Here is a 14,730-nt window from a genome sequence, read left to right on the forward strand (position 1 = left end):
CGTCCGAGCCGGGGGAGCGTCGATCATGCCCCGTATGCACCATAAGGGGGAGGGCCGGTGAGCGCCCGGCTGCGCGGCATCGCGCGTGAGACCGAGTCCATCGTCGAGGCGGGGTTCTACCGCACGCCGCAGGGGCGGGAAGTGAGCATCGAGAGGGCGCTGAAAGCCGCCCTCTCGGGCACCGCGCTGTACGGTCCCGAGCCGGTGCCGGTGGCTTCGCCGGACCGCGACCGCACACCGGCCATCGAGGTGACCGGCGAGAGCAGCCTGCGTGCGGCCGCCCGGATGACCGGCGAACGGCCGGGCAGGGTCGCCGTCCTGAACTACGCCTCCGCCCGCAATCCCGGCGGCGGTTACCTCAACGGGGCCCAGGCTCAGGAGGAGGCCCTGTGCCGGGGCTCCGCCCTGTACGCCACGCTGCGCCGCGCCCCGGAGTTCTACGCCCACCACTGCGCCGAACGCAGCGCCTTCTACACCGACCGGGTCATCCACTCACCGGGCGTGCCGGTCTTCCGCGACGACCGGGGCCGGCTCCTCGGCACCCCGTACATGGCGGGATTCCTCACCTCGCCCGCCCCCAACGCCGGGGTGATCCGCCGCACCGCTCCCGGCTCGGCGCACCTGATCGCGGCCGCCCTCGCCTCCCGGGCCGAGCGGGTGCTGGAGGTCGCGGCGGTGCGCGGCTACCGCAGGCTGGTGCTGGGCGCCTGGGGCTGCGGCGTGTTCCAAAACGATCCGGCGGAGGTGGCGGGCGTGTTCCGCGCGCTGCTGGCCGACGGCGGCCGGTTCGCGGGCCACTTCGAGCAGGTCGTGTTCGGCATCCTCGACCGCGACGGCGCATCGCCCACCAGAGCGGCCTTCGATCGCGTGTTCGGTGCGACGGGTCAACCCTCACCCTGACGTTGAGCCGTAGGCTTCGACGCCAGCCGGCACGGCCGGTCTGGGCCGTTCGGGTCCGCGGCCCGCCACTGATCCACGGGGGCACCCCTGGAAGCGACGGGCCGCGGGAGCCGTCACTTCCAGCCGTAGAGCTCCCGGAGCCGCCCGGCGACCAGGTCGAACCTGTCCCGGTCCAGGGCGCACGCCTCGCGCCGCATCCCGTCCTCGTGGACCCGGAGCACCCGGTCCAGATCGACCCAGGACTGTCGCCCCGAGCTGTCCCAGGGCCCCGCACCCAGCGCCACCCACTCGCGCTGCTGGTCGTGCTGCTTGCTGGACAGCTGAACGGCGAGCAGGGTGCCCGCCTCCTCGCGTGCCACGACGAGAACCGGACGGTCCTTGCCGCGCCCGTCGTTCTCCTCGAACGGCACCCAGGTCCAGACGATTTCGCCGGGGTCGGGATCGCCGTCCCGGTCGGGGGCGTACGTGGCGCGGACCGGGCCCACCCCGTGCGGGTCGGCCTCGGAGGTGGCGCCGGGCCCGGTGCGGCCGGGAGAGGCGGCCGAGCCGTCATTGATGTCGCTGCGGTGCTGGATGGTCATCGCAACACCGTAGAACCTGCACGGCCCCTCGCGGGGAGCGGGGCTGCGAAACCGCTACGGGGACCGGAGCGCGGCCGTACCGAACGGGTCTGTAAGACTGCCCGACGCCATGATTCAGTTACCCGAGCAGCCCGCCGAAGGCCCCGTTCCGACCAGCGCCGACGTGGCGCGGCTCGCCGGCGTCTCCCGGGCCACCGTGTCCTACGTACTGAACAACAACGCGGCCGTGCGGATCAGCGATCCGACCCGCCGCCGGGTGCGCGACGCGGCCGCCGAACTCGGTTACGTACCGCACGCCGCCGCCCGGAGCCTGCGCGCCGGGCACTCCCGCATGGTGCTGCTGCCCATCGGGGGATTTCCCGCCGGCCCACTGCACCACCGCTTCCTCCACGAGCTGGAATCCGGACTGCGCCGCCTCGACTACACCGTGGTCCAGTACGGCTCCCTCGGACTGGACGCAGACGACGCGGCCCGCGCCTGGGCGGAGCTGCGGCCCGTCGCCGTCATCGCGCCAGGCTCCGTCCCCCTCACCCCGCAGGGCACCGCCGTGCTTCGGCGCTCCGGCGCCAAGGCCGTGATCACGCTCGGACCGCAGCCCGTGGCGGGTGCCCACGCGCTGATCATGGACCAGCGCAAGGTCGGCCACTGCGCCGTCAGCCACCTGCTGGAACGCGGCCGGCGCCGGATCGGCGTGGTGATGCCCGGGGAGCCGGGCCCCGCGCTGTTCGCCGGACCCAGACTCACCGGCGCCCGGCAGGCCGCCGAAGGCAGGGCCCGCATCGTGCCACTGCCACTGCGCCACGACGAGGAGTCGGCCGCCGCGCTCGCCGCCCGCTGGCGCACGCTCGGCCTGGACGCCGTCTTCGCGCACGACGACATCCACGCGATGCTCCTGATGCGGGCGCTGCAGGACGCGGGCATCGACATCCCCGGCGAGACCGCCGTGGTCGGCGCGGACGACCTGATGCTGGGGAGGCTGCTGCGGCCCAGGCTCAGCAGCGTGCGCATGGGACTGGACACGGAGCTGTCGCTCGCCGACCTGGTCGACCGGCTGGTGCGGCGTCCCGGAAAGGAACCCGAGCGGCACGACCTGCTGCGGGCGCGGGCCGTCCACCGCGAATCGAGCTGAGCGGCCCCTCCAGCGCGGCAACGTGCGCGGCGGACCTCCCTTGCCTAGCGTCATGACCATGAGCCATCCGCAGAGTTACGAGATCCTGCTGGTCCCCCAGTTCGCCGACACCAAGGACGCCGGTGCCGGCGCCCCCGGCCCGGGGCGGACCATCCGGTCGGCGGTCGTGGAGGCGACCGGCGCGACGGGCGAGTCCGGCTACCCCCGATACGCCGGGGAGGGCATGGTGGCGGACATCGACCCGGCCACGCAGACCGTCGAGGCGATTCTGGTCGACGGCTCGGAACTCGACTACGGAATCTCGGCCCGGATCTCGGACGGGTCCGAGCCGGACGAGCAGGCCCCGGAGCACCCTGTCCGGGACCAGCCGGCCTCGGACGAGCAGAGCCCGGAGCAGCCCGTCCCGGAGAAGGGCACGGACGGCTGAGTCAGGCCGCCGACCCGAAACGCGTCGGGGCCCGGCCGTCCCGGCCGGGCCCCGACGCGTTTCGCGCGCTTGTACGAAACGCCTACTTCTGCTCCTTCTGCTCGTCCTCGATGGACTTGCGGACCTCGTCCATGTCCAGCTTCCGGGCCTGACCGATGACATCCTCGAGCGCGGCCTCGGGAAGCGCGCCCGGCTGCGAGAAGACCGCGACGTTGTCGCGGACGATCATGAGCGTCGGGATCGACCGGATCTCGAAGGCCGCGGCCAGCTCCTGCTGCGCCTCCGTGTCGACCTTGGCGAAGACCAGATCGGCGTGACGCTCGGACGCCGAGTCGTAGACCGGGGCGAACTGCCGACACGGGCCGCACCAGGAAGCCCAGAAGTCGATCAGGACGAACTCGTTCTCGCTGACGACCTGATCGAAGTTTTCCTTGGTGAGCTCTACGGTGCTCATGCTCTGCTACCTCTTCCTGTGCCCGTGCGGACGTGTCCCCGGACAACGGTGCCTTTGCTTGCACTATTCCGCCTGCCCATGTGGCCGCCGCGCACACCCATGACCAAAATGGTCCTCATGACACATGCTGTGGAGCCTGTCGAGTACGACGTCGTGGTCATCGGTGCCGGTCCGGTGGGTGAGAACGTGGCGGACCGGGCCAGGGCCGCCGGCCTGAGTGCCGCGATCGTGGAGTCCGAGCTCATCGGCGGTGAGTGTTCCTACTGGGCCTGTATGCCGAGCAAGGCGCTGCTGCGCCCGGTCGTCGCCCGCGCCGAGGCCCGCCGGGTCCCCGGGCTCAGCGGATCCGTGCAGGGACCGCTGGACACCGAGGCGGTCCTCGCCCACCGGGACGCGTACGCCTCGCACTGGAAGGACGACGGTCAGGTGGCCTGGCTGGAGGGCATCGGCGCGGACATCTACCGGGGCACCGGCCGGCTGACCGGGACGAAGGCGGTCTCCGTCACTGCGCCCGACGGCACGGAGCACCGGCTCGCCGCCCGGCACGCCGTCGCCGTCTGCACGGGCAGCCGGGCCGTGGTCCCCGATCTGCCGGGAATCGCGGAGGCCCGCCCCTGGACCAGCCGTGAGGCGACGAGCGCCAAGGAGGTGCCCGGCCGGCTCGTCGTCGTCGGCGGGGGAGTGGTCGGTGTGGAGATGGCCACGGTGTGGGGCGCGCTGGGTTCCGAGGTCACCATGCTGGTGCGGGGCGCGGGGCTGCTGCCCCGGATGGAGCCGTTCGCCGGTGAGCTGGTGGCGGAGGCGCTCACCGCCGCCGGAGCCGATGTCCGGTTCGGCGTCTCGGCCGCCGCGCTGCGGCGCCCGGCGCCCGACGGACCGGTCACCGTCGAACTCGACAACGGCGAGAGCATCGAGGCCGACGAGATCCTCTTCGCCACCGGCCGCGCCCCGCGCACCGACGACCTGGGCCTCGAGACGGTGCACCTGAAGCCGGGTTCCTGGCTCGGCGTGGACGACAGCTGCCGGGTCGAGGGCACCGGCTGGCTCTACGCCGTCGGTGACGTCAACCACCGGGCGCTCCTTACCCACCAGGGCAAGTACCAGGCCCGCATCGCCGGGGCGGCGATCGCCGCCCGCGCCCAGGGCGTCCCGCTGCTGGAGACGGACCGCTGGGGCGCCCACGCGGCCACCGCCGATCACGCGGCCGTCCCCCAGGTCGTCTTCACCGACCCGGAGGCCGCCTCGGTCGGCCTCACCCTGGCCGAGGCGGAGCAGGCGGGCCACCGGGTCAGGGCCGTCGACCACGACCTCGGCGCGGTGGCGGGGGCCGGGCTGTACGCGGACGGCTACCGGGGCCGCGCCCGCATGATCGTCGACCTCGACCGGGAGATCCTGCTCGGCGTCACGTTCGTGGGTCCGGGGACCGGCGAGCTGCTGCATTCGGCGACGATCGCGGTCGCGGCGGAAGTCCCCATCGAGCGGCTCTGGCATGCCGTACCCGCCTACCCGACGATCAGCGAGATCTGGCTGCGGCTCCTGGAGACGTTCCGTGGGTAGCAGCGGCAGTTGAGGCCGGACGGCGAAGGCCTGCGGGTGCGGTGGGCGGAACGGGCCATCCCTTCTGTGGTCTAGGCCAAGAGGGTCCTGTCCCTCTATCCTCGTGCGTGCCAGCGGCACGCCATTCCCCACCCCTGGTTGCGTGCCGGCGAGCGCGATGCCCAGCCGACTCTGTCCCGAGCGGCTGGGTAACCTCCCCCCACTCACCGCCTCCAGGAGGCCACGGTGAAAGTACGCACCAGAATCACGGCGACCATCGGCGCTGCCTGTCTCGCCGCGTCCCTGGCTCTCGCCACGGCGTCGGCCGCCCCGCAGCAGTCGGCGTCGGTCGTCCTCAACGAAGTCGCGCGGGCCACGAGCCCGTCCGCCGGCACCGCCGGGCCGGACGGCACGGTCTGGATCGCCGAACGCGCGGGAACCGTAAGGGTTCTGAATGCCCAGGGGATCGGCGAGCCGGTCCTGGACATCTCCGACGAGACAACCATCGACGGCGAACGCGGCCTGCTGGGCATCGCGTTCGACCCGGACTTCGCCCACTTCTACATCTCGTTCACGGACCTCGAAGGCACAAGCACCGTGGACGAGTTCGCCATGGAGGGCGGCGCGATCAGGCAAGACACCCGGCGCACCGTTCTGACACAGACCCAGCCGTACTCGAACCACAACGGCGGCGACATCATGTTCGGTCCCGACGGCTACCTCTACATCGGCCTCGGCGACGGTGGATCGGGCGGTGACCCGGACGGCAACGGCCAGAACCTCGGCACGCTGCTCGGCAAGCTTCTGCGGATCGATCCGGGCGGCGGCGACCCGTACGCGATCCCGGCGGACAACCCGTTCGTGGACGACCCGGCGGCGAAGGGCGAGATCTGGGCGTACGGACTGCGCAACCCGTGGCGCTTCTCGTTCGACGCGGGCACGGGCGACCTGCTGATCGGGGACGTCGGCCAGAGCGACTGGGAGGAGATCGACTGGGCTCCCGCGGCCAGCAAGGGCGGCGAGAACTACGGCTGGTCCTCTATGGAAGGCAACCACCCCTTCCGCGGCGGTACCGAGCCCGCGAATCACGTGCCGCCGGTCCACGAGTACGACCGCAGCGGCCTCGGCTGCTCGGTCACCGGCGGCTACGTCTACCGCGGTGATGCCATCGCCGACCTCAAGGGAAAGTACGTGTTCAGCGACTACTGCGACGGCACGATCCGCACCCTGCAGATCGAGAACGGCGAGGTCACCGGCGAGGGTGACCTCGGAGTCCAGGGCGGCGAGGTCATTTCGTTCGTGGAGGGCGGCGACGGCGAACTGTATGTTCTCGCCATCGGCGGCAGCATCTCGCGCATCGACCCGGCGTGAGCCGATGACGTACCCCGCACACTGACGGCCGGGAGGCCCGCAGGGCCGGGACCGCGAACCGCGGCCCCGGCCCTGCGGGTCGCGGCGCCGCCCACAGGTAGCCGATTTCCGGTCGTGGCATGATCGGCGGCCATGGAGCACTTCATACGTCCCAGCGGTTCACCGCCCGTCAACGGCTACAGCCACGCGGTCGCCTTCACCGGAGCGATGGTCGCCGTCTCGGGGCAGGTCCCCGTGGACGGTGACGGCAATCCGGTCGGCAAAGAGGATGCGGAGGCCCAGGTTCGGCAGGTCTACGCGAACCTGATCACCGCGCTGGAGGCAGCAGGCTCAGGTCTGGAACACGTGGTCAGACTGACGGTCTACCTGACCGATCTGGACGACCTGGGCGCGTTCCGCAAAGTGCGGGACGAGCACCAGGACGCGGAGAACCCGCCCGCTTGCTCCTTGGTGGGGGTCGCCGGCCTGGTTCACCCGGACTTCCGGGTCGAGATCGACGCCCTGGCCGTGGCGCCGAGCGCTGGACAACGACCCGCTTCTCTTCGCGGCTGAAGCCGCGCCAGGGCTCACGGCCGCGCCGCAGGCGGCGCACGCGGTCCCGCCGGGCGACCGCCCGGCGGGACCTCTTCGCTCAGGCCGGGGGCTGGGTGTCGCTGGTGGTGACGCGGACGTGGTCGACGACGAGTTGCTGGGGGAAGGTGGTGTTGCCGTCGGGGTCGCCGGGCCAGTAGCCGCCGACGGCGAGGTTGAGGATGAGGAAGAAGGGCTTGTTGAAGGCCCAGGTGTTGCCGCCGGTGTCGGCGGGGGTGCGGTGCTGGTAGACGTTGCCGTCGACGGACCAGGTGACGGAATCGGGGGCCCAGTCGATGGCGAAGGTGTGGAAGTCGTCGGCGAAGGCCTGGCCGCCGGGGAGGCTGTAGCCGGCGCCGATGCCGGCGGAGCCGGAGTAGCCGGGGCCGTGCAGGGTGCCGTGGACGGTGCTGGGTTCGAAGCCGACGTTCTCCATGATGTCGATCTCGCCGGAGTTGGGCCAGCCGACCTGTCCGATGTCGTCGCCGAGCATCCAGAAGGCGGGCCACATGCCCTGGCCGCGCGGGATCTTCATCCGGGCCTCGACGTGGCCGTAGGTCTGGGTGAACTTGCCCGAGGTGTTCAGCCGCGCCGAGGTGTACTCGCAGGTGCCGTACCAGCACTGGTAGTTGTTCGGGTTCTCCTTGCGCGCGGTGATGACCAGATGACCCTGGCCGTCCAGCGCCGCGTTGCTGTTCCCGGCGGTGTAGTACTGCCGCTCGTGGTTGTCGACGTTGTCACCGGTCTCGATCTGCCACTTGCCGCCGTCAACGGCGGAACCTGCGGCTCCGTCGAAGTCGTCGGTGAACGTCGCGGCGGCGGCGGACGCCTGCGTGGTGACGGATCCCTTCGAGGCCGGAGACGGCATGGGGGCGCCGGAGGCGAGGCCGGAGGTGGCGGAGACGAGGGCGAGTACCGAGAGTGCGGAGACCAGGAGGCGCCTGGTCAGGTGGGGGGAGCTCATGTGGATTTCCTTTCCGTACGGGACGGAGGGAATGTGACTCACCATGCATATGACAAGTGGGGGCATGGCGGCCACGTGGGGGAGTTGCGGCCTTAGTTCACTTCGTGATTTAAGAAGTGAACCAAGAGCGTGTCAAGGCTCTTGGCAGACCACAGTTCTTGCACGCACCGGCCTACCGCCCCGTCGCCGCGTTCGTCAGCTCTCCGGTGCCGCCGGGAGCGGCCGGCCGCAGCGCAGGTTCCACCGCCCCGACCTGCCGCTGAGCTCCGTGACCGTCAGCGGTGCCACGTCCAGCCGCCAGAAGGCCTGCGGCGGGAGGTCCAGCGCGTGGACAGCCGCAGCGCGGATCACGGCGGGCTCGGCCACCGCCAGCACCTGCCCGTCGTCGCTCCTGTGCGGGGAGTCGAGCCACGAGCCCACCCGCGCGCACAGTTCCAGCAGGGACTCACCCCCGTGCGGCGCGGCGGCAGGATCGGTCAGCCAGGCGGCCACCCCGTCCGGCTCGTCCGTGCTCACCTCGGTCAGCCGGGCGCCGGTCCAGCGGCCCATCTCCCAGTCCCGCAGGGCGGGTTCGGGATCGGAGCGGAGTCCCAGCGCGTCCGCGGTCGCGGTGCAGCGCATGGACGGGCCGCGCACGTGCCTGGCCGCCGAGGGCACGGCGGGCGCGGCGTCCCGCGCCTGCCGGAGCCCGGCGTCGTCCAGCGGCGCGTCACCGGCGAACCGGGCCTCGCGCAGCGCCGCGTTCATCGCCGGTGAGATCAACATCACCCGTACCGTCATTACTGCTCTCAACTCCCTGAACGGTGGCCACTTGGCCAACCACACCATGGCATCCGGGCTTCCCGGATGCCCGGACCGCACCATGGCGGCGCCCACGCCCAGGCGGTATGGTCGCGACGACACGACGAGGGTGTGACGGAAGTCCGGTGAGAATCCGGCACGGTCGCGCCACTGTGAACCCGCACCTGTGCGGGGAAGTCAGACCCAGCACCTTCGTCTCAGGCACCACGATCGGGACGCGTGTTCCCACAGGAGGTTCTGCCATGGCACAGACTGCTGCCCCCGCCACCGGCGCACCCGCCATCACTCCCATCTCGCTGAAGGCCATCGCCCCTTGGGCGGTCTTCTTCGGCATCCTCATGCTGATCCTGCTGTACTTCGTCGGCGCCGAGCAGGGCGCCACCTCCGTCATCTCGGGCGCGGGCGTGCACGAGTGGGTCCACGACGGCCGTCACCTGCTCGGTTTCCCCTGCCACTGACCCACCGGGCTGATCCAGGGGAATCCCTCATGAACTCCATATCTGTCAGAGCTCTGCTGGTCCGCGGCATGCTGGCCGGCCTCGTCGCGGGCGCGCTCGCGCTGGCCGTCGCCTACTTCCTCGGCGAGTCCCGGGTGGACGCCGCCATCGCCCTCGAGGAGGCGCACAGCCACGACCACGGCGGCGGCGAGGAACTCGTCAGCCGCACCATGCAGTCCACCGCGGGACTCGCCACCGGCGTACTCGTCTTCGGGGTGGCCATCGGCGGCATCGCCGCACTCGTCTTCTGCTACGCACTCGGCCGGACGGGCCGCTTCGGCCCGCGCGCCACCGCGGCGCTGATCGCGGGCGCGGCCCTGCTGGCCGTGTACGTCGTGCCGTTCCTGAAGTACCCGGCGAACCCGCCGGCCGTCGGCAACCCCGACACGATCGGCAGACGCACGGCACTGTTCTTCCTGATGGTCGCCCTCAGCGTGCTGCTGGCCGTCGCCGCCGTCATCCTCGGCAAGCGGCTGGCACCCCGCCTGGGCGCCTGGAACGCGACGATCGCCGCAGCGGCCGGATACGTGCTGCTCATCGGTCTCGCGTACGTCTTCCTGCCCTCGTTCAACGAGGTCGGAAAGGACTTCCCGGCCACCCTGCTGTGGCAGTTCAGGCTGGCCACGCTCGCGGTCCAGGTCACGCTGTGGACCACCTTCGGGCTGCTCTTCGGCTACCTCACCGAACGGCTGCTGGTGCCGAGGGCACAGCCTGCCCGGGCCGGAAGCGGAACGGCGGAACGCGCCGCGGCCGCGGCGCGCTGACCCGCCCGGACGTGCCGTCGGGCCCGTGCGGCGCCGGAACCCGCGAGGTGAGTTCTTCTCGCGGGTTCCGCCGCGCCACGGGCCGGTGCGCGTCACCGCTCCGCGGGACCGTCCCAGTCCACGCGGTAGTGCTTCAGCAGGGAGTCCTCACGCACCAGGCGCATCCCCGCGGCCGTCATGACGCGCTGGGAGGCGATGTTGTCGAGGTCGGTGTCCCCGTGCACGCAGGCGACGCCCCGGTCGCGGGCGAACCGCAGCAGCGCGCGGAGCGCCTCGGAGGCGTACCCCATGCCGCGGACCGAGGGCACGAGCCCGTAGCCGATCGTGACGTGTCCGGCCTCGTCGGGAACTCCGTGGAACCCCAGCCCGCCGATCACCGGCCCGTCCGCACCGAGCCGTATCTCGTACGAGCCGAACGGAGTCGGATCCCCGGTCTCGGCGATGGTGCGCACGACGCGCGCGGCCGCCGCCCGCTCGCCCGGGGACGGGTATCCGGCCGCCCACCGGACGCCTTCCGGTGGCCGGCCCTCCACCACGTGCTCGACGTCGGATGCGCTCATCGCGCGGAGCAGGAGGCGCGGGGTATCGATAACGGTCATGACGCAGTGGACTATCACGCGGTCCGGGCGGGCCGCACCCGGATATCTCCTGGTGACCGCCCGCCCTTACCGCATGCTTCGCCGACCGCCGGCGCCCTCGGTCGACCTGCGGCTACGCGCCGCCTGCCGGGGTGAAGTCCCCGGACAGCGCGGCCGCCACCCGCAGGTGCGTCGACGCCTCGGTCTGCCGCCCCTGGCGCTCCAGCGTGCGGCCGAGCATCAGCCGGGCGTAGTGCTCGACGGGATCGAGCTCCAGCACCGCCCGCAGCTCCGTCTCGGCCCGGCCGAGCCGCGCCGAGTGGTAGTAGGCCCTCGCCAGCAGCAGGCGCGGGGCGACCTGCTCCGGCACCTCCTCGACCAGCCCGCCCAGGATCCGGGCCGCGACCAGGTACTCCTTCGATTCGAAGAAGAACTGCGCGCGCTCCCACCGCTCGGCTGCGGTACCGAACTCGTAGTAGGTGTCGCTCATTCGTCCTCCCCGGTCGAGGCTCGCCGCCGGGCCCGTCCCGGATGCGTCGATGGTCACAACACTCCCAGATGGTTTAACATTCCACTAAATATTCGGCGTGGGTGCCGTCCGGCCGGGCCCGTACGGGAATAGGTTGAGCGCCATGAGCAATCTGGATCGCCAGGCAGTTCCCTCCGCCTGCGGAGGGCGCGGCTTCGTCGTGGCCGAACCGGTACGTGAACTCCTCACCCCGCGTCGCGTGAAGCTCGGGGAGTCCACCGAGGTGCGCAGACTGCTGCCCAACCTCGGCCGCCGCATGGTCGGTGCCTGGGCCTTCGTCGACCACTACGGCCCCGACGACATCACCGACGAGCCCGGGATGCAGGTGCCGCCCCACCCCCACATGGGCCTGCAGACGGTCAGCTGGCTGCACGAGGGCGAGGTCCTGCACCGCGACAGCCTCGGCAGCCTGGCCACCATCCGCCCGTACGAACTCGGCCTGATGACCTCGGGCCGGGCGATCAGCCACTCCGAGGAGAGCCCCAGGCCGCACGCCGCGCTGCTGCACGGCGCGCAGCTCTGGGTCGCGCTCCCGGGCGCCCACCGCGATGTCGAGCCGCACTTCCAGCACCACACGGACCTGCCGACGGTCACGGCCCCGGGCCTCACCGCGACGGTGATCCTCGGCGAACTCGACGGTGCGCTCTCGCCCGGCACCGCGTACACCCCGATCGTCGGCGCCGACCTGGCGCTGCGCCGGGGCGCCGAGGCCCGTCTCCCGCTCGACCCCGACTTCGAGTACGCGGTGCTGTCGATGTCCGGTGAGGCGGAGGTCGACGGCGTACCCGTCCTGCCGGGTTCGATGCTCTACCTCGGCTGCGGCCGCACCGAACTCCCGCTGCGCGCGGAGTCCGACGCCGGTCTGATGCTCGTGGGCGGTGAGCCCTTCGAGGAGGAGATCGTCATGTGGTGGAACTTCGTGGCCAGAACCCAGGACGATATCACGCATGCGCGTGAGGACTGGATGAACGGCGATCGGTTCGGCACCGTACGTGGCTATGACGGTGCGCCACTCCCGGCTCCCGCACTGCCCGCTGTGCCCCTGAAACCGCGTGGACGGGTGCGCTGAGCTGCGGGTTCTTCCGGGTTCTTGGGTTTCGGGGCGTCCCCGATCATGCCCGCGTCGTGCTGCTGGCGGGGGAGGTCTGGAAGCGGCTGAGGGTGCATCGGGGGAAGGTCTTCCGCTGGACCGACGTTCCCGTCTGTGCCCGCGTCTGACCTTGTGTGCCAGGACGAATGCTGACTCAATGCTGACTTTCCTGACTGGTCGTCAGGTAGGTAGGCTGCTGGTTGAGGCGACCGGGGGACCCGGGGTGTCTCTCGGGTGAACGGTCTGGCCGACGAACCGACGGCATCATTCATGGGCGAAGGTCTCGTCTGCGTCCGTAGCCCCAGATGCCCAGGACGGGGACCGGCGGTGTGACCGCGCGCTCTCCAGGCGCACTGAGACCGTCACAATGAACTGGTGGCAGAAGTCAAACTCTTCCTCCGTCGGCGCGTATCCCGTCGGGACGGTCAGCCGGGGGTGGCTCCGACTGCCGTGCACGTCTGGTGTCAGTTGATCGAAGCGCAGGTACTCCTCGTATCCGATGCCCAGCGCCATCAGATGAAGGACTTTCTGCATGCCAGCTACCGCGTGTGCGGTGTCGCTGATCATGCGGCCGATCTTCTCCTCGCGGGGTGTCGGACCGTTTTGGGTGCCGGGGTTGTGCAGTGCAGCCAGGGTGTGGGCGATCTCGTTACCCCAGGACGGGTTTTCTCGCATAGGCCGTCCAAGGGAGGCGGCAGGTAGCCACCCGCTGCCCTGCACCTGGTCGTCAAAGAGGTCCCGGAACGCCAACGCGAGGTCGCCCATGCCCTCCATATGGCTCCCGGCGGCGAAGCGGCTAACAGCCTGTTTCGCGAGGTCTCTGATGTGCGGCTGAGAAATCACATCCGACATGTCGAGAGTGAAAAAGTCGATACCGAAGACCCTGGGAACATTGTCTTCGAAGAACCCGGTGGTGTCGCTGACGGCCTGCGCCACAACATCGGGAACGGGCGTGTTTCCCACATGCTTCAGGCCGTTTCGGTGGTCATGCAGCCGACGCATGCCAGCAACTGCACTCAGTTGGACCCCCGCACCCCCCATCCTCAGCTTCCGCCAGTACTCCAGAAAATCGACCCTGGCGTCCAACGGAGCATGGAGGCTGTCGCCTGTGAGAACAAGAAACATCTCAACTGAATCGTGCAGCGAGAGCAGGCTCGTCGCTGCCATCGGCATTGGTAGTCTCCCCTGCTCAACGCCCTGCTGGTAGAGCAACTTGATGAACGCCAGACGCTTGGCCGCCTGCGCGCCGAGTGTGAGCATGCCCCGCCCCTTTCACCGGATGCCAGGAGACTATCCGCGCCCATTCGAAGTGCCCGGCAGTGCGAGCACACCATCACTGCCTGTACTTGTTCGCGCCCCGACAATTCGAAGCGGGCTGCGCACCAAGCTCCCGGTGGCTGGTGTCGTCGAACACCCGTCACGGTGCCGTCGTCGTTCGACGCACCCTGCGGCCGTCGGGCTGGCGGCACCGCACGCCGAGCTGGCCCGGCGCATCGCCTGCTCTGCTAGTTGGTGCGGTTTACAACTGTTGCTGGAGCCACCAGAAGCCGAGACCTACGAGGCCGGCCCCGGTGGCATAGGCGGCACCGCGGAGAGCGCTAGACAGCAGGGCAGGACGTCGGCGCAGAAGCCACGCCCTTGCATGGTGAGCTCGCCCTGAGGGGTTCGTCGTTGGGTTGGTGTCGTGGCTGCTGTGCACGAGGCACTCCGTTCCTTCGGTGATGTGCGGAAGTCCGGTGGGGCTGGAAGCTACGCCCGCAGCCGGACGTCGACTGGCGGTATGCGCCTGCCGGCGGGCAATTTGATGATCCACCTGCGACGGGCCCCCATGCGTGGGTTGGATGTTGTTCTGCTGACAACGTCGGGTTGTTCGCAACATCCCCTGAAGGGACACAAAGGGTGACTGCTGTGAAGCGGCCGGGCCGTCCATGGGCGGCGGCCAGGGGGCCCTGCACCGAGATCAATGATCTTGTGGGTATCGTCAGGTCGTGGCTGGACGAAGCGGAAATGCGTGTTCCGGAGTTACACGCTCAGCTTGTCGCGGATCACTTCCACGACGGAGTGGTTCCCCCACTGAGGAAGTTGCGTGAACGGCTCGCTGGCGACGGCCTGACATGGGACCTGGTTGAGGCGGTTGCGGACTCGTGTTTTCACCACGAACCGCAAACGGTGACAACCCGTCGCATGGAACCCGCTCGAACTCTGTGGGAGGCAGCTCAGGCTCGGCCCACTGTGATAGCCCCCGACGGCGAACCTGCGGTATCCGTACGAGAAGTCTTCCAGGCGCAGGAACGAGCCCTCAACGCACTGGAAGAGCTCAATCGAGTACGCAAGGCGTATGAAACCAGCGAGCGAGCCCGTAACCAGTCCCTGCAGGTTGCCACAGTCCTCTTCAACCTTCTCGGGCAGGCGCAGGCACAAATTTCCGGTCTCACGCGGCGTCTGGATGCAATGACCGCAGCCCCGAGCAGCCCAGGCATCGCGGACACCGGAACCCTGCAGCACCGCCTGGGACGCGCCACAGCACAGCGCGAAGACC

The 14,730-nt window shown here is 70.2% G+C and carries 16 protein-coding genes and 1 riboswitch; of the genes, 9 read left to right on the forward strand and 7 right to left on the reverse strand.

All coding sequences use genetic code 11. From position 1 onward, the window contains the following. Window positions 1-57: 57 nt before the first annotated feature. Window positions 58-900, forward strand: coding sequence for a TIGR02452 family protein (locus tag ACGFU6_RS06825; RefSeq protein WP_393608586.1), 843 nt, complete (start codon window positions 58-60; stop codon window positions 898-900). Window positions 901-1,013: 113 nt separating this feature from the next. Here ACGFU6_RS06825 and ACGFU6_RS06830 read toward each other — a convergent pair whose 3' ends face one another. Continuing rightward, window positions 1,014-1,481 carry a type II toxin-antitoxin system PemK/MazF family toxin gene (locus ACGFU6_RS06830; RefSeq protein ID WP_393608588.1) on the reverse strand — a complete coding sequence of 156 codons (468 nt, stop codon included), beginning with the start codon at window positions 1,479-1,481 and terminating at the stop codon, window positions 1,014-1,016. A gap of 109 nt (window positions 1,482-1,590) precedes the next feature. Between ACGFU6_RS06830 and ACGFU6_RS06835 the strand changes: the two genes are divergently transcribed. Next, on the forward strand, window positions 1,591-2,610 hold the full coding sequence (locus tag ACGFU6_RS06835; protein WP_393608590.1) for a LacI family DNA-binding transcriptional regulator: 1,020 nt from the start codon (window positions 1,591-1,593) through the stop codon (window positions 2,608-2,610). A gap of 58 nt (window positions 2,611-2,668) precedes the next feature. After that, entirely contained in the window at window positions 2,669-3,037 is a 369-nt protein-coding gene (locus tag ACGFU6_RS06840; protein ID WP_393608591.1) for a hypothetical protein, read from the forward strand. A gap of 82 nt (window positions 3,038-3,119) precedes the next feature. Here ACGFU6_RS06840 and trxA read toward each other — a convergent pair whose 3' ends face one another. Beyond that, window positions 3,120-3,491 carry a thioredoxin gene (trxA, locus tag ACGFU6_RS06845; RefSeq protein ID WP_393608592.1) on the reverse strand — a complete coding sequence of 124 codons (372 nt, stop codon included), beginning with the start codon at window positions 3,489-3,491 and terminating at the stop codon, window positions 3,120-3,122. Window positions 3,492-3,608: 117 nt separating this feature from the next. Here trxA and ACGFU6_RS06850 point away from each other — a divergent pair, with 117 nt between their 5' ends. The 3 genes from ACGFU6_RS06850 (at window position 3,609) to ACGFU6_RS06860 (ending at window position 6,950) form a co-directional block, all read left to right on the forward strand. Next, window positions 3,609-5,048 (forward strand): dihydrolipoyl dehydrogenase family protein, encoded by a 1,440-nt coding sequence (locus ACGFU6_RS06850; protein ID WP_393608594.1) that lies wholly within the window; start codon window positions 3,609-3,611, stop codon window positions 5,046-5,048. Window positions 5,049-5,273: 225 nt separating this feature from the next. Further along, window positions 5,274-6,398 (forward strand): PQQ-dependent sugar dehydrogenase, encoded by a 1,125-nt coding sequence (locus ACGFU6_RS06855; RefSeq protein ID WP_393608595.1) that lies wholly within the window; start codon window positions 5,274-5,276, stop codon window positions 6,396-6,398. 132 nt (window positions 6,399-6,530) lie between these two features. Continuing rightward, window positions 6,531-6,950 (forward strand): RidA family protein, encoded by a 420-nt coding sequence (locus ACGFU6_RS06860; protein ID WP_393608597.1) that lies wholly within the window; start codon window positions 6,531-6,533, stop codon window positions 6,948-6,950. Between the two features lie 79 nt (window positions 6,951-7,029). On the opposite strand, the gene ACGFU6_RS06865 is transcribed toward ACGFU6_RS06860, so the two are convergent. Both ACGFU6_RS06865 and ACGFU6_RS06870 read right to left on the reverse strand, forming a co-directional pair. Continuing rightward, window positions 7,030-7,932, reverse strand: a complete 903-nt coding sequence (locus ACGFU6_RS06865) for a family 16 glycosylhydrolase (protein WP_393608599.1) — start codon at window positions 7,930-7,932, stop codon at window positions 7,030-7,032. A 195-nt stretch (window positions 7,933-8,127) separates the two neighbouring features. Then, entirely contained in the window at window positions 8,128-8,712 is a 585-nt protein-coding gene (locus tag ACGFU6_RS06870) for a histidine phosphatase family protein (RefSeq protein ID WP_393608600.1), read from the reverse strand. A gap of 123 nt (window positions 8,713-8,835) precedes the next feature. Continuing rightward, window positions 8,836-8,930: riboswitch (adenosylcobalamin (AdoCbl) riboswitch) on the forward strand. Between the two features lie 45 nt (window positions 8,931-8,975). Between ACGFU6_RS06870 and ACGFU6_RS06875 the strand changes: the two genes are divergently transcribed. Continuing rightward, window positions 8,976-9,191 carry a CbtB-domain containing protein gene (locus tag ACGFU6_RS06875; RefSeq protein WP_123530122.1) on the forward strand — a complete coding sequence of 72 codons (216 nt, stop codon included), beginning with the start codon at window positions 8,976-8,978 and terminating at the stop codon, window positions 9,189-9,191. 29 nt (window positions 9,192-9,220) lie between these two features. Then, window positions 9,221-9,994, forward strand: coding sequence for a CbtA family protein (locus ACGFU6_RS06880; protein ID WP_393608601.1), 774 nt, complete (start codon window positions 9,221-9,223; stop codon window positions 9,992-9,994). 92 nt (window positions 9,995-10,086) lie between these two features. Here the strand turns inward: ACGFU6_RS06880 and ACGFU6_RS06885 are convergent, their stop codons facing one another. Continuing rightward, window positions 10,087-10,593, reverse strand: coding sequence for a GNAT family N-acetyltransferase (locus ACGFU6_RS06885; protein ID WP_393608602.1), 507 nt, complete (start codon window positions 10,591-10,593; stop codon window positions 10,087-10,089). Between the two features lie 112 nt (window positions 10,594-10,705). Next, window positions 10,706-11,062: a tetratricopeptide repeat protein gene (locus ACGFU6_RS06890; RefSeq protein WP_393608604.1), complete on the reverse strand. Its 357-nt coding sequence runs from the start codon at window positions 11,060-11,062 to the stop codon at window positions 10,706-10,708. A 142-nt stretch (window positions 11,063-11,204) separates the two neighbouring features. Here ACGFU6_RS06890 and ACGFU6_RS06895 point away from each other — a divergent pair, with 142 nt between their 5' ends. Beyond that, on the forward strand, window positions 11,205-12,170 hold the full coding sequence (locus tag ACGFU6_RS06895; RefSeq protein WP_393608605.1) for a pirin family protein: 966 nt from the start codon (window positions 11,205-11,207) through the stop codon (window positions 12,168-12,170). A gap of 285 nt (window positions 12,171-12,455) precedes the next feature. Here ACGFU6_RS06895 and ACGFU6_RS06900 read toward each other — a convergent pair whose 3' ends face one another. Then, window positions 12,456-13,451, reverse strand: coding sequence for a hypothetical protein (locus ACGFU6_RS06900; protein ID WP_393608606.1), 996 nt, complete (start codon window positions 13,449-13,451; stop codon window positions 12,456-12,458). Between the last annotated feature and the right edge of the window lie 1,279 nt (window positions 13,452-14,730).

Source organism: Streptomyces sp. NPDC048462, from assembly GCF_043200175.1.
GTDB lineage: Bacteria > Actinomycetota > Actinomycetes > Streptomycetales > Streptomycetaceae > Streptomyces.

Coding starts and splice junctions, on each gene's coding strand:
- ACGFU6_RS06830 (WP_393608588.1), bottom strand. CDS start 1,481: ATGACCATCCAGCACCGCAGCGACATCAATGACGGCTCGGCCGCCTCT.
- ACGFU6_RS06835 (WP_393608590.1), top strand. CDS start 1,591: ATGATTCAGTTACCCGAGCAGCCCGCCGAAGGCCCCGTTCCGACCAGC.
- ACGFU6_RS06840 (WP_393608591.1), top strand. CDS start 2,669: ATGAGCCATCCGCAGAGTTACGAGATCCTGCTGGTCCCCCAGTTCGCC.
- trxA (WP_393608592.1), bottom strand. CDS start 3,491: ATGAGCACCGTAGAGCTCACCAAGGAAAACTTCGATCAGGTCGTCAGC.
- ACGFU6_RS06850 (WP_393608594.1), top strand. CDS start 3,609: ATGACACATGCTGTGGAGCCTGTCGAGTACGACGTCGTGGTCATCGGT.
- ACGFU6_RS06860 (WP_393608597.1), top strand. CDS start 6,531: ATGGAGCACTTCATACGTCCCAGCGGTTCACCGCCCGTCAACGGCTAC.
- ACGFU6_RS06865 (WP_393608599.1), bottom strand. CDS start 7,932: ATGAGCTCCCCCCACCTGACCAGGCGCCTCCTGGTCTCCGCACTCTCG.
- ACGFU6_RS06870 (WP_393608600.1), bottom strand. CDS start 8,712: ATGACGGTACGGGTGATGTTGATCTCACCGGCGATGAACGCGGCGCTG.
- ACGFU6_RS06875 (WP_123530122.1), top strand. CDS start 8,976: ATGGCACAGACTGCTGCCCCCGCCACCGGCGCACCCGCCATCACTCCC.
- ACGFU6_RS06880 (WP_393608601.1), top strand. CDS start 9,221: ATGAACTCCATATCTGTCAGAGCTCTGCTGGTCCGCGGCATGCTGGCC.
- ACGFU6_RS06885 (WP_393608602.1), bottom strand. CDS start 10,593: ATGACCGTTATCGATACCCCGCGCCTCCTGCTCCGCGCGATGAGCGCA.
- ACGFU6_RS06890 (WP_393608604.1), bottom strand. CDS start 11,062: ATGAGCGACACCTACTACGAGTTCGGTACCGCAGCCGAGCGGTGGGAG.
- ACGFU6_RS06895 (WP_393608605.1), top strand. CDS start 11,205: ATGAGCAATCTGGATCGCCAGGCAGTTCCCTCCGCCTGCGGAGGGCGC.
- ACGFU6_RS06900 (WP_393608606.1), bottom strand. CDS start 13,451: ATGCTCACACTCGGCGCGCAGGCGGCCAAGCGTCTGGCGTTCATCAAG.